This window comes from Halapricum sp. CBA1109, assembly GCF_009741825.1.
GTDB lineage: Archaea > Halobacteriota > Halobacteria > Halobacteriales > Haloarculaceae > Halapricum.
This window is the reverse complement of the sequence record NZ_WPCA01000080.1, coordinates 1-12,781: the sequence shown is the minus strand read 5'-3', so window position 1 is coordinate 12,781 and position 12,781 is coordinate 1. Positions and strand designations below refer to the sequence as shown.

Sequence of the window (12,781 nt, the reverse complement as noted above, 5' to 3'; positions counted from 1 at the left end):
CGTCGACGCCGCGACGGCGGTCTGTGACCGGGCGACGCTCGTCGCCGCCCGCCGGTTCCTCGACTTCGTCAACATCCGCCCGGACCATCAGTTCGACGCCGTCGGCGTCAAGGGTGCGCTTGAGCAGACGGTCGACGCCCGAGCGAGCGCTTCCGGCCGATAGTGGTAAACGTTCACACGGATTTACGTAGCCTCGGCGCGTACTGTCACGTGTGGTATCGGTGCTCACACCGGTCCCCGGAGAGCCACGATGTACGACACAATCCTCGTTCCGACGGACGGCAGCGACTACGCGCTCGCCGCCGCGGACCACGCCGGGTCGCTCGCGTCGACTGTGGGGGCGACCGTCCACCTCCTCGCGGTCGCCGACGTCGACGACGCGGCGGGACCGTTCTCGGTCGGCGGCGTCGACCAGTCGTCTCTGGACAGACTGGAGCGTGACGCCGAGGAGCGCCTCGCGGCGGCGCGCACCACGCTACCCGACGGCGTCCCTGTCGAGACGGCGACCGAACGGGGCCGACCGGCCGGCGCCATCCTCGAGTACGTCGAGGCGGCCGACGCCGACCTCGTCGTGATGGGAACTCACGGCCGGACAGGCGTCAGGCGCCTGCTGACCGGGAGCGTCACCGAGTCCGTGCTCCGGCGCTCGCCCGTCCCGGTGTTGACCGTCGGGCACACCGCCTCGGACACCGACGCCTACGACGACATCCTCCTCCCGACCGACGGCAGCGAGGCAGCCACGGCGGCCGTCGACCACGCCGTCGACGTGGCCCGGACGGTGGATGCGGCGCTCCACGTCGTCTACATCGCCGACGTGACGCTGATGACCGGTGGGGCGGGAGCGGGGCTCCCGAAGGGTGTCGTCGAGACGATGCACGACGTGGGGCGGGAGGCGGTCGATCCGGTCGCCACGCGGGCCGCCGAGGACGGCGTCGAGACGACGGTCGAGGTGCGCGAGGGCGTGCCCGCGCCATCGCTGGTCGAGTACGCCGAGGACACCGGCGTCGATATGGTGGCGATGGGAACCAGCGGTCGGACAGGGCTCCGCCGGGTGCTGCTCGGCAGTACGACCGAACGCGTGATACGGCACGCCGCCCGTCCGGTGCTGGCCGTCACGCCGGACTGTGACCCGACCGACGGCCGCTGATCACGTCCCTTCGGCCCGCGCCCGCGCGGTGAGGAGTATCCCGACGAGGACGACGACGCCGCCGACCACCGTCGGTCCGCCCGGGACCTCGCCGAGCAACGCGACGGCGAGCAGCGTGCTCCCGACCGGTTCGCCGACCAGCGAGACGCTGACGACGGTGGACTCGACGTGCTCTAGCACCCAGTTGATCACCGTGTGGCCGAGAATCCCGGGGCCGACGGCCATCCCGAGAAAGAGCAGCCACTCCCGGGGCGGGTACGGGCCGAGCGAGTGGCCCTGCGACAGCGACCACGCCAGCAGCGCCAGCGCGCAGACGGCGTAGACGACGGTGACGTACGGTATCAGCGGCATCCGCTGGCGCAGCGACCGGCCGGCGAGGACGTAGCCGGCGGCCATCACCGCACCGAGAAGCGCCAGCGCGTCGCCGTACAGCGGTCGCGCGCCGGCGAGTGCGGCCCCGCCGAGCAACTCCGCCGCGGACATCACGGCCGCGCCGGCGACGGTGATAGCGATACCCGCGAGTATCCGAACCGAGAGCCGTTCGTCCAGCAACAGGGCCGCACCGACGGCGACGAACACCGGTTGGGCCTGTACGAGGGTGGTCGACGCGGCGACGCTCGTCCACGCGAGGCTCTCGAACCACGCGGCGAAATGCGCCGCCAGCGCGAGACCGGTGACGCCCGCGACGGCCACGTCGCGGCGGCGCAGGCCCCGGAACTGCTCGCGGTAGCGCAGTACGGCGACCGGCGCGAGCAACAGCGTCGTCAACAGGACCCGATAGAAGGCGGCGACTGCGGCGGGGGCGCTCGACCAGCGGATCAGGATGGCGCTAGTCGAGACGGCGACGATAGCGACCGCAAGCGCCGCCAGCGGCGGCACCGGTAGCTCCCGGCTCACGTTCGCCCGACGGGTGGGCATCCAGTTGACGTTTCGGGTCTACTCCAGCACCTCGCGGGTCTTGCGGTGGCGATACCGGAACATCGGCTCGAACCCGACCCAGCCGAGGGGGCTGACCGCCCGCCCGAGACCGCCGCCGGGGAAGGCGTACTCCACCCTGTCACAGACGATGGTCTCCTCGTCGCCGTCGGCGTAGAAGAGGTGCGTGTGGGTCCACTCCGCGAAGGGGCCGTCGGTCATCTCGTCGACGAACCGCGCGCTGTCGCCGTCCCGTTCGCGGGTCAGAATCTCGGAGGTCCACTCCTGTCGCGGCCCGACGCCGAACGGCCGGACCGACGTGACCGCGACCGATCCGGGCTCCATATATTCGGGATCCGGGTCGCCGTCGGGACCCGTCACCGACTCCAAGTGCATATTCATCCACGTCGGGGTAAGCGTGACGAGGCCGTCGATCTTCGAGTGAAACTCCCAGACGTCGGAAAGCGGTGCCGCGACGCGGACCGACCGCGTGTAGGTTGCCATACGACGACTTCGGGCCGCGAACGGAAAAACAGGTGTCTCCGACGACGGTCAGGGCGCGTAACAGACCCAGCCGGTCGGCGGGATCCAGAGTTTGACCCACGCGTCACTGTTGGTCGTCACGTCGCCGGCGTTGCCGCTGTAGTCGTTGAGCGTCTGGTTCGTCCAGGAAGTCGGGACCCACTTGGACTTCCAGCTACCGGTGCGGTTGAGACCGACCAGTAGGTTGCCCTCCCGCTCGAAGACGTAGAGGTCGCGACCCGAGTGTCGCGTCACGGCGGGGCCGCCGGCGAGGTTCTGCCGGATCCACAGCAGGTTGTTGATGTCGCCGTCGTTGACGCCGATACGGTGGCTGTACACTCGCGGGTACCCCTCGTAGGTGAGGATGTACGCGTAGGCCATCCGCTCGTACTGGGGCGGGCGGCTGTCGTGGTTGGAGACGAACGTCATCGCTCCGAAGGCGTTCTGGTCGACGTAGCCGCCGTTGTCCAGCGCCCGGAGGTCCCCGTCCTGGTTGAACGCGTCCTCCTTCATCGTGTAGTACAGCGGGTAGTCCGTCACGGACATCCCCGTCTGGGCGTAGCCGTCACAGACGGCGGGGTCGCCGTTGAGGACCTCGCCGACCTTGTAGAGGCCGTTGTCGTCGGCCCACTGGGTGGCGTAATCGGAGAAGAACCACTCCGGCATGTGCTTGGCGGCGTCGAAGCGGATGCCGTCGACGCCGAGGTCCGCGTACTTCTGGAGATAGTCCTGAAGCTGTCCCCGGACGTAACTGGACTCCTGTTTGAGGTCCGGCAGTCCCACGAGGTCACCGTCCTCGACGGACTCGGGGTCGCTGTAGTCTATCGCGCCCTCGTTGTGGAAGTCCCACTCGCTGAAGTACGGGAACGCGTCGTAGCCGACGCCCGCGGCCATGTGGTTCATCACCGCGTCGGCGATGACGTCCAGCCCCTGGTTGTGCGCCTCCTGTACCATCGACGCGTACTCGGCCTCGGTGCCGAACACGCTGTCGAAGCTCTTGTGATTGATCGGCTGATAACCGGCCGGGGTCTGCCACTTCTCGTCGTCGTACTCCCGGTCGGATTTCGAGAGCTTGCTCTTCTGGGCCGGCGGGACCTGTATCGAGTCGTAGCCGGCGTCTGCGATGGTCGAGAGGTCGCTCTCGATCTGTGTCCAGTCCGTGTGGTAGTACTGGTAGGCGGCGTTTGCACCCACTGCGGCCCCCGAACCGCTGAGTGCGCCTGCGCCGACCGCCGCTGTGCTTGCCGCACCGATGCCTTTCAGTATGCTCCGCCGGGAGAAGCGTTCACTTCCCCTGTTGTTCCCCGACATCGATTCACACGTTGGGAACCGGATACTAAAATCCGACGGAATAATACACCAATGTTCATTCAATATACCGGTTGTTCAGGATAAAGCGAGGGCTACGGGACGGACACTGTCGCCGGCGGGCGGTTTCCGGCCCGTAGCTACCGCGTCCCTCGCGTGTCCTCGTCCTGTCGAGAGAAGCGTCCGCTTCCCCCCGTGGATGTTCCCCGACATCCGTGAGCACGTATGGCATAGGGGAGTATAATAGTATTTTATATCGATATAACACTTCGCCCGGGTGCGTTGTCGATACCGGTTACAGATGGAAACAGTGGCGGTCGAGCGCTGACCGACGCGGCGCGCAGTCCGTCGCCAGTGCGTCGAGACTCCCTGCCCCCGCAGACGACGGACCGGCCCCGACCACAACTTACTTCTAACGGCTACGCGACGCTATTGCCAACCGTATTTGGAGTTGTACAACCGAGTTTGTCTAACGATGTCCCGAGAACTGCTATCGACTATCGACCGCGAGACGAGGACCGCCGACGGCTTGGGATTCCTCGGGAGGGCGGAATGACCGACCGCGGGCCCGGCGCCGACGAGATAACGCCCGCCGCGCCCGAGGCGTTCGGTCTCGCACAGGCGTGGTGGGGCGAGGTCGGTGTCTCCCAGTACACGCAGGCCCGTGCCGCGGGCGTCACCCCGACCACGGACCACAACCCGGTCCTGCTCAAGCCCCGTGGGGGCGGCCAGAGCCAGTTGGTCTTCGACGGCGAGGCGGTCGGTTCCGTCGGGACCGACGACTACTACGGCGACCACTGTGAGCGCGCCCACGAGACGGCCCGGTTTTCCGACGCCGAGATACTGCTCGTGGCCGATATCGAACGCGGCGGCGTTTTCGCCAGTATCTACGGTACGCTGGAACTCGTTCCCGGGGACGTCAGCGACCGAATCGTAGGCGTCGTCGTCTCGAAGTTCCGCGGCGACCGATTGCTACTCGACCCCGGCATCGAGACCATCGAGGCCGAGACGGGCGTCCCCGTCGTCGCCGTCCCCCGTACGACGACCCGGGACTGCCAGCCGAGGACAGTCTCGACCTGCCGGACCCGGACGCGGGCGGCCGCCGCCGAACTGGTCGCCCCGATACCGCTGTCCCCGGGGGACACGAGTGTTACTTCCCGGAACGCTTGAACAGGCGGGCGACCTACGGAAGGTATGGAAGACGGACCGCACCAGAATCAGTCACTCGTCACCGCCGGCGCGTCAATAGAGGACGCCGACGCGGCAGTCGTCCTCGTCCACGGCCGCGGGGCGACGGCACAGAGTATCGTCGCGATGGCCTCGGATCTCCCCGCGGAGCGGGTCGCTTACCTCGCGCCGCAGGCGCGCGCAACACGTGGTACCCCAACTCCTTCCTCCAACCGGTCGAGCAGAACGAACCCGGCCGCACCTCGGGGCTGGCGGCCGTCGACGCGGCCGTCGAACGGGCCACCGACGCGGGTATCCCGCTCGAATCGGTACTGGTCGGCGGCTTCTCCCAAGGCGCGTGTCTCGCCACGGAGTACGTCGCGCGGAACCCGCGGCGCTACGGCGGCCTCGTCGCCTTCAGCGGCGGCCTCATCGGCGAGACCATCGACCACGAGGACTACGAGGGCGACCTCGACGGGACGCCCGCCTTCTTCGGGTGTAGCGACGTCGACCCGCACATCCCCGAGGAACGAGTGCACGACTCCGCGGCGGTCATCGAAGCGCTCGGCGGGGACGTGACCAAGCGCCTCTACGAGGGGATGGGCCACGGCGTCAACGACGACGAGATGACGTTCTTCCGCGGGATGGTCGCCGACCTGACCGAGTGAGGTGTCGGCCGTTCCGCCGGCTCTCGGCGTCGAAACACACTGAAAATTCATATCTATCCGCAGATACTGTTCGAAGCCAGTTGTTTATCACGTAAGAGAGTAACAAACAAACAATGATAGAGGTTACCGTCGAACAGATGATGACTGAGGATCTGATCACGGTCGAACCCTCTCAGTCGCTGGCCGACGCAGGACAGACGATGACCGAGGCGGACATCAAGTCCGTCGTCGTGAGCGACGCTGCCGAGCGACCGACGGGGATACTCACCTCGACGGACTTCGTTCGGATGGCTGCCGAGGGGACCGAACCGAGCGAGCGAACCGTCGCGGGGGCTATGACGGAGGATATCGTCACGGCGACACCGGAGACGCCAGTCAGAGCGGCGGCCGACCTGATGATAGACAACACGATCAGCCATCTGCCGGTGGTCGACGACGACGGCCGGTTGGTCGGCATCGTCACGACGACGGACGTTTCGGCGTACGTCTCCAGAGCCGGCGAGCTCCCGAGACAGCAATAACAGCGGTCGGCGGTCCGCACGTTTCGACTCCGGCGAGTCGGAGGATACAATCGGGACGGCGACGAACGCCCGTCTATGAGCGAGACGGTCCAGTGCTGGCTGGTCGAGCGCGACTACGAGCACGAGAGTATGGTGAAACTGGTGTACGCGACGGTCGAGGGCGACCGCCACGTCACCCAGCAGCGTTCCAGCGCGCTCCTCCAGAAAAAGCCCGTCACGGCGGGCATCGAGGTCGACGGTGATCGGCTGGAGCCAGTGACCAACGAGGCCGACCGGGAGCGCTATGCCGCCGAGGCCCGGCGTGTCGCCGAGAACAACGACCCCGACGACCACCTGTGATTATCCCGACGCCGCCCCAACAGCCGATATGGCATCTGTTCCGTCGGTCGACGACGACCGGCTCGCGTCGCTGATCGACACCGTCGAGGCCCGCCCGTCGATGACGGTGACGGCCCCGGCGACCGACGAGGCCCTCGGCTCGGTCCCGCGGTGTACTGCCGCGGACGCGCGGGCCGCCGTCGAGTCGGCCCGCAAGGCACAGGGCGAGTGGGCGGACCGAGCGGTCGGCGACCGCGCCGCCGTCCTCGATACCGTCGGTGAGGCGGTGCTGGACCGACAGCGGTGGCTCGTCGACGTGTTGCAGGCTGAGACGGGAAAGGCCCGGGCCGACGCCTTCGAGGAAGTGCTCGACGTCGCCGCGAACGCCGACTACTACGCCCGGGAGGGTCCCGGCTTCCTCGCCAGCGAGCGCCGGTCGTCGATGCTCCCGATAGTGACGAAGGCCGTCGAGCACCGTCACCCGAAAGGCGTCGTCGCGTTGATCGTTCCGTGGAATTACCCCCTGACGCTGGTGCTCTCGGACGCGCTCCCGGCGATTCTGGCGGGCAACGCCGTAATCGTCAAGCCCGCCGAGGGGACGCCGTTCAGCGCGCTGGCCGCCGCCGACGTGCTGGCCGACACCGCGCTCCCGGCCGACTGTTTTCAGGTCGTCACCGGCGACGGGCCGGAGTTGGGACCGCCGCTGATCGAACACGCCGACGCCGTCGGGTTCACCGGGTCGACGGAGACGGGCCGGACCGTCGCCGAACAGGCCGGCCGGCACCTGACGGACGTGAGCCTCGAACTCGGCGGGAAAAACCCCGCCATTGTGCTGGCCGACGCGGACATCGACCGCGCGGCGGCGGGCGCTGTTGACGACGCCTTCGCCAACGCCGGGCAACTGTGCGTCTCCATCGAGCGGTTCTACGCCGAGGAGACGGTGTTCGAGGCGTTCCGCGACCGTTTCGTCTCGCGGACACGCCAGTTGACTCTCGGGGCCGATACCGATTGGGCGACGGACGTGGGGTCGCTGCAGTCGGCCGCGCAATTGGAGAAGGTCACCGCTCACGTCGAGGACGCTCTCGACCGCGGGGCGACGTTGCTGACCGGCGGGCGCGCCCGGCCCGATATCGGCCCGTTCGTCTTCGAACCGACGATACTGACCGACGTGCCCGACGACGCTCGCCTGACCGACGAGGAGACGTTTGGACCGGTGGTCCGTATCGAATCCGTCCCGGACGCCGAGGCGGCGCTGGAACGGGCCAACGACTCCCGGTACGGGCTGAACGCCACCGTCTGGAGCGGTGACCGCTCCCGCGGGGAGTCCCTCGCGGCTGACATCGAGTGCGGGACCGTCTCCGTCAACGACTCCTACCGGACGGTGTGGGCCTGTCTGGACGGTCCGATGGGCGGGATGGGCGACTCCGGTATCGGTCGCCGCCACGCCAGACAGGGCATCGAGAAGTACACCGAGGCCCAGACGGTGGCGACCCAGCGCGGCCCGCCGATGAAACACCCTGCCGTACCCCACCGGGTGTGGGCAGGCGCGGTGAGCGCGTTCCTGCGTGCCCGCCAGAGACTCCCGGGGTGGCTCCGATGAGCGTCTTCCTCACGGGCTTCCCGGGGTTTCTGGGTGCCGCGTTGGTCGAGCGTCTGACCGACCGCACCGACCGCATCGACTGTCTGGTCCAGCCGAAGTATCTCGATGCGGCCCGACGGCGGGCCGCCGACATCGCCGGCGGCGGCACGACTGTCGACTGTCACGCCGGCGACATCACCGAGCAGGACCTCGGGTTGGACGCCGAGACGTGGGCGGCGCTGACCGACCGGGTCGAGGAGGTGTTCCACCTCGCGGCGGTGTACGACCTCGGCGTTGACGCCGAACTCGCCGAGGCAGTCAACGTCGACGGCACCGACCACGTGCTGGGGTTCGCCCGCGCCTGCTCGCCCGACCGCTTCCAGTACGTCAGCACGTGCTACGTCAGCGGCCGCTACGACGGCGTCTTCGGCCCCGACGACCTCGACGTGGGTCAGTCCTTCACCAACCACTACGAGGCGACCAAGTTCCGCGCCGAGGAAGCCGTCCGGGCGGCGATGGCCGAGGGGCTCCCGACGACTATCTACCGCCCGGCAATCGTCGTCGGCGACAGCGAGACGGGCGAGACCGACAAGTTCGACGGCCCCTACAGCCTCGTCCGGATGCTCGACCGGCAGCCGAGGGTGGCTCTCGTCCCGCGGTTCCGCGGGTGGACCCGCCACGAACTCAACCTCGTCCCGCGGGAGTACGTCGTCGACGCCATCGCCCACCTGAGCGGCCTCGACCGCTCGGTCGACACGGTGTATCAGCTCTGTGACCCGAACCCGCCGACCGTCGCTGAGGCGACGCGGTCGTTCGCGGCCGCCTGCGACCGCCGGCCCGTTCCCGTGCCCACCTCCCAGCGACTCGTTCGACGCGCCCTCGACCTCCCGGGGATGGAGCGCCTGACGGGCGTCGATCCGGACACCGTCCCGTACTTCACGCACCCGACGCGGTACGTCTGCCCGAACGCGACGCGTGACCTCGCAGACACTGACATCTCGGTGCCGCCGCTGGGAACGTACGTCGACAGCCTCGTGGCCTACTGGCGGGACAACCCCGACGGCCGGATCGAGGCGATGGTCTGATCGGCGCGGACCGTGAGCTATTTGCAATATCGCTGAGACGCCCCGGACATGGCCGCCATCCAACTCGACGGCCTCACCAAGACGTACGGTGGGGGCGTCACGGCCCTCCAGAACGTCGACCTCACGGTAGAAGAGGGTGAAATATTCGGCTTCCTCGGCCCCAACGGCGCGGGGAAGTCGACGACGATCAACATCCTGCTGGACTTCGTCCGTCCCACGTCGGGCAGCGCCCGGGTGCTCGGGATGGACGCACAGGAGGACTCGCTGGAAGTCCGCCGCCGGACCGGCGTGCTTCCGGAGGGGTATCAGGTGTACGACCGACTGACCGGGAAACAGCACGTCCAGTTCGTCATCGAGTCCAAAGAGAGCGACGAGCAACCGGCGGATGTCCTCGAACGCGTCGGTCTGACCGACGCCGCCGAGCGCAAGGCCGGCGGGTACTCCAAGGGGATGCAACAGCGCCTGACGCTGGCGATGGCGCTGGTCGGCGACCCCGACCTGCTCATCCTCGACGAACCGTCGACGGGGCTGGACCCCGCTGGCGTCCGGGGCGTCCGCGAGACGGTGAAAAACGTCGCCGAGCAGGGGACGACCATCTTCTTCTCCAGCCACATCCTCCCGCAGGTCGAGGCGGTGTGTGACCGCGTCAGCATCCTCCGCAAGGGCGAGGTAGTCGCCGTCGACACGATGGAGGGACTCCGGGAGTCCGTCGGCGCGGACGGGTCGATGACCGTGTACGCCGAACCGCTGACGGACGAGCACGTCGCGGCCGCCGAACGCGTCCAGGGCGTCACTTCCGTAACGCACGAAGGAGACTCTCTGACGCTCTCGGTCGCCGACTACGCTAAATACGACGCGTTGAATGCCATCGCCGCGCAAGGCGCGACGATAACCGACTTCTCGACGACGGAAGCGTCGCTCGAGGAGCTGTTTATGTCCTACACGGAGGGATCACGATGAGTATCCTCGTCGTCGCGAAGAAGGACTTTCAGGACGCCATCCGGTCGAAGGTGTTCTGGGCCGTCTCGGCACTGTTCGCACTGCTCGTCGTCGGACTCGGGGCCGCCTACGCCAGTTTCGACCTCCTCAACGGCGGGGACCCGACGGGCGTCGGCCTCGCGCAGTTCCTCGCCAGCGGCATCACGCTGTTCGTCGCCGTGACGGCAATCGTCGTCTGTAACCGAGCGATAGCCGGCGAGCGCGAGTCGGGGTCGCTCCGGCTGTTGCTCTCGCTTCCCCACACCAGACTCGACGTCGTCGTCGGGAAACTGATCGGGCGGACAGCCGTTCTCGCGGTCCCGATACTCGGCTCGCTCGTCGTCGGGGCCGTCATCGGTGGCGCTATCGGCGGCGTCTTCGAACCGGTCCCCATCGTCGTCACGTTGGGCGTCGCGCTGTTGTTCGTGTTGACGTACGTCGGTATCTTCGTCGGCGTCTCCGCGCTCACCAAGTCCACGACGCTCGCTCTCGCCGCTGGCGTCGCGTACTTCCTCGTCTTCGAGGTGTTGTGGAACCTCGTCGGCACTATCGTCATTCTGGCGCTCAACGGCTTCGAGCCCTTGGGGGCCGGAACGCCCGACTGGTACTACGTGTTCCAGAACGTCCCGCCGAGTAACTCCTACAGCACCGTGTTCAACGCCGCTCTTGAGGCGACGACGGACGGGACGTACACGGCCGCACCGCCGGACACCTTCTACGGGACGCCGTGGATCGGACTCGTCATTATGGCGCTGTGGTTCGTCGTCCCCCTCGCCGTCGGCTACGCCCGCTTCAGCACGACCGACCTCTAGTCGTCCTCGTCGTCTTTCTCGCCGATCACGTCGCCGATAGCGACCGTCGCGTCGTTTGACTCCCCGAACCCGGCGCTGAGGATGCGCGTGAGCGCGTCCTCGACGGACTCGTCTATCTCCTCGTAGGCGTCTTCCTCCACCTCGACGACGAACCCGGTCGTGATGTTCGGGGCGGTGGGGAGAAAGAGCACGTCGCGGCCGTCAGGGGCGGTCTGGCCCGTCTTGAACGCCGTCATCCGCATCCCGTTCCACGTCTCGACTTTGACTGGGCTCTGGAGGTCGTCGGTGCCCGACAGCGCCGTCTCCACGGCCATCTTCGAGGCGTTGTAGACGACACGGAGTCCGGGCAAGCGGTTCATCACGTCGTCCAGTCCGTCCTCGATGAAGTTGCCCAGCGCCGTCCGCATCAGGTAGCCCACCGAGAACACGAGCAACACGAACACGACCAGCGTCAACAGCACGCGGACGAACGTGACGACGCGGGGCGTGACGTACGCCTCGGCGACGACGGAGGCGAGGAGCGCTTCCAGATCCGAGCCGATGAAATCGAGGAACGGGGCGGAGGCGACGATGCCGTAGAGGTACGCGAGGATGTACAGCGTGACGATGATGGGGAGGAGGACGATCAGCCCACTCGCAAAGTCGCGCTTCCAGGTCGACGACATTACGTTGACAAACCCGTCGCGGCCTATTGAGCCTTGCCGAACGACGACACGACCGCCCGCGCCGCGAACGCAGCGTTGCGCTTGCGTTCTTTGAGCCGCCGGTAGAAGTACGACAGCCACCGCTCGCCGTAGGGAGCGTACTGCCACACCTCCCGCTCGGCCGCCAACTCGGTCTGTGCGTCCTCGCGGACGCCCATCAGCATCTGTATCTCGTAGTCGGTGCCGTATTCGGCGTGGAGGTCGGCGGCCGCGTCGATCATCGCCGGGTCGTGGCTCCCGACCGCGATACCGCCGTCGTAGGTCCGGAACATCGTTTCCAGTCGGTCGCGGTAGGCCTCGTCTACCCGGTCGCGTCGGTGTAGGCGATTTCGGCAGGCGGGTCGTACGCCCCCTTGACGAGTCGGACCTTCCCCGGGACCGAAGCCAGTCGCTCGATATCGTCGGCGCTCCGCCGGAGGTTCGCCTGCAGGCAGACGCCGACGGTCCCGGGGTGGGCGCGGGCCTGTCGCTCGAAGGCGTCGAGCGTGTCCGCCGTCGTCGTGTGGTCCTCCATATCGATCCAGACGAAGACGCCGTTGGCGGCGGCGTGGTCGACGATGGACGCGAGCGTCGACTCGAACAGTTCGGGCGCGACGAACAGCCCCAGTTGCGAAGGCTTGACCGAGAGACACGCCCGCAGGTCCGTCGCGCCGATGTCCTCGATCAACTGGCAGTACGTGTCGGCGTCGCGTTCGACGGGCGGCCGCGAGTGGTAGTGTTCGCCGAGGAGGTTGACGATAGTGCCCACGTCGCGCTCGCCGAGTCGGCGTGCGTGTTCGAGAACGGCCGCCGCCGTCTCGCCGGCCACGAACTGCCGTGCGACTGGCGGTAACATACCACGACGTAGGGGGCGAGGTGACAAGAATCGTCCGGCGGAAACCCCCGACGATTAAGGCCGGGCCGCCGTATCGACGGCCGTTATGGGGCCTATCGAGACTGTCGTGGTGGCGTTCTGGGCGATGTTGCCCGCGTACGTACCGAACAACGCCGCAGTGTTGGCCGGCGGCGGCCGGCCCATCGACGCCGGCCGAATGTGGGGCGGCGCCGGGTGCTGGGC

12 protein-coding genes and 3 pseudogenes are annotated in these 12,781 nt (G+C 67.6%); 10 read left to right on the top strand and 5 right to left on the bottom strand.

The window, feature by feature from the left end; translation table 11 throughout:
• Window positions 1–250 precede the first annotated feature (250 nt).
• Entirely contained in the window at window positions 251–1,147 is an 897-nt protein-coding gene (locus GJ629_RS09970; RefSeq protein WP_157512828.1) for a universal stress protein, read from the top strand.
• On the opposite strand, the gene GJ629_RS09965 is transcribed toward GJ629_RS09970, so the two are convergent.
• The 3 genes from GJ629_RS09965 to GJ629_RS09955 are packed head-to-tail and all read right to left on the bottom strand — an operon-like array spanning window position 1,148 to window position 3,895.
• Complete coding sequence (locus tag GJ629_RS09965; protein ID WP_157512827.1) at window positions 1,148–2,065, bottom strand: DMT family transporter; 918 nt, start codon at window positions 2,063–2,065, stop codon at window positions 1,148–1,150.
• Between the two features lie 18 nt (window positions 2,066–2,083).
• Window positions 2,084–2,566: an SRPBCC family protein gene (locus GJ629_RS09960; RefSeq protein WP_157512826.1), complete on the bottom strand. Its 483-nt coding sequence runs from the start codon at window positions 2,564–2,566 to the stop codon at window positions 2,084–2,086.
• Between the two features lie 48 nt (window positions 2,567–2,614).
• On the bottom strand, window positions 2,615–3,895 hold the full coding sequence (locus GJ629_RS09955) for an alpha-amylase domain-containing protein (protein WP_157512825.1): 1,281 nt from the start codon (window positions 3,893–3,895) through the stop codon (window positions 2,615–2,617).
• A gap of 531 nt (window positions 3,896–4,426) precedes the next feature.
• Here GJ629_RS09955 and GJ629_RS09950 point away from each other — a divergent pair.
• From GJ629_RS09950 to GJ629_RS09915, 8 genes and pseudogenes are all read left to right on the top strand, one after another.
• A pseudogene (locus GJ629_RS09950) lies at window positions 4,427–5,022 on the top strand (cobyric acid synthase CobQ); the annotation flags it as partial.
• A gap of 64 nt (window positions 5,023–5,086) precedes the next feature.
• A pseudogene (locus GJ629_RS09945) lies at window positions 5,087–5,727 on the top strand (alpha/beta hydrolase).
• A gap of 113 nt (window positions 5,728–5,840) precedes the next feature.
• Window positions 5,841–6,248 carry a CBS domain-containing protein gene (locus tag GJ629_RS09940; protein ID WP_157512824.1) on the top strand — a complete coding sequence of 136 codons (408 nt, stop codon included), beginning with the start codon at window positions 5,841–5,843 and terminating at the stop codon, window positions 6,246–6,248.
• A 75-nt stretch (window positions 6,249–6,323) separates the two neighbouring features.
• Entirely contained in the window at window positions 6,324–6,587 is a 264-nt protein-coding gene (locus GJ629_RS09935; protein ID WP_157512823.1) for a hypothetical protein, read from the top strand.
• Between the two features lie 28 nt (window positions 6,588–6,615).
• Window positions 6,616–8,166: a succinic semialdehyde dehydrogenase gene (locus GJ629_RS09930; protein ID WP_157512822.1), complete on the top strand. Its 1,551-nt coding sequence runs from the start codon at window positions 6,616–6,618 to the stop codon at window positions 8,164–8,166.
• The gene (locus GJ629_RS09925; RefSeq protein ID WP_157512821.1) at window positions 8,163–9,230 is read left to right on the top strand and encodes an SDR family oxidoreductase; all 1,068 of its coding nucleotides are present in this window, start codon (window positions 8,163–8,165) and stop codon (window positions 9,228–9,230) included. Before GJ629_RS09930 ends, GJ629_RS09925 begins: the two co-directional genes overlap by 4 nt.
• 48 nt (window positions 9,231–9,278) lie before the next feature.
• Window positions 9,279–10,190, top strand: a complete 912-nt coding sequence (locus GJ629_RS09920) for an ABC transporter ATP-binding protein (RefSeq protein WP_157512820.1) — start codon at window positions 9,279–9,281, stop codon at window positions 10,188–10,190.
• Window positions 10,187–11,020 carry an ABC transporter permease subunit gene (locus tag GJ629_RS09915; protein ID WP_157512819.1) on the top strand — a complete coding sequence of 278 codons (834 nt, stop codon included), beginning with the start codon at window positions 10,187–10,189 and terminating at the stop codon, window positions 11,018–11,020. Before GJ629_RS09920 ends, GJ629_RS09915 begins: the two co-directional genes overlap by 4 nt.
• Here the strand turns inward: GJ629_RS09915 and GJ629_RS09910 are convergent.
• Window positions 11,017–11,685 carry a DUF502 domain-containing protein gene (locus tag GJ629_RS09910; protein ID WP_157512818.1) on the bottom strand — a complete coding sequence of 223 codons (669 nt, stop codon included), beginning with the start codon at window positions 11,683–11,685 and terminating at the stop codon, window positions 11,017–11,019. The two genes, GJ629_RS09915 and GJ629_RS09910, sit on opposite strands and share 4 nt — an antisense overlap.
• A gap of 23 nt (window positions 11,686–11,708) precedes the next feature.
• Window positions 11,709–12,559 (bottom strand): annotated as a pseudogene (locus tag GJ629_RS09905) (proline dehydrogenase family protein).
• A gap of 85 nt (window positions 12,560–12,644) precedes the next feature.
• Here GJ629_RS09905 and GJ629_RS09900 point away from each other — a divergent pair.
• A partial coding sequence (locus GJ629_RS09900) for a CDP-archaeol synthase (protein WP_157512817.1) occupies window positions 12,645–12,781 on the top strand: 137 nt, incomplete at its 3' end.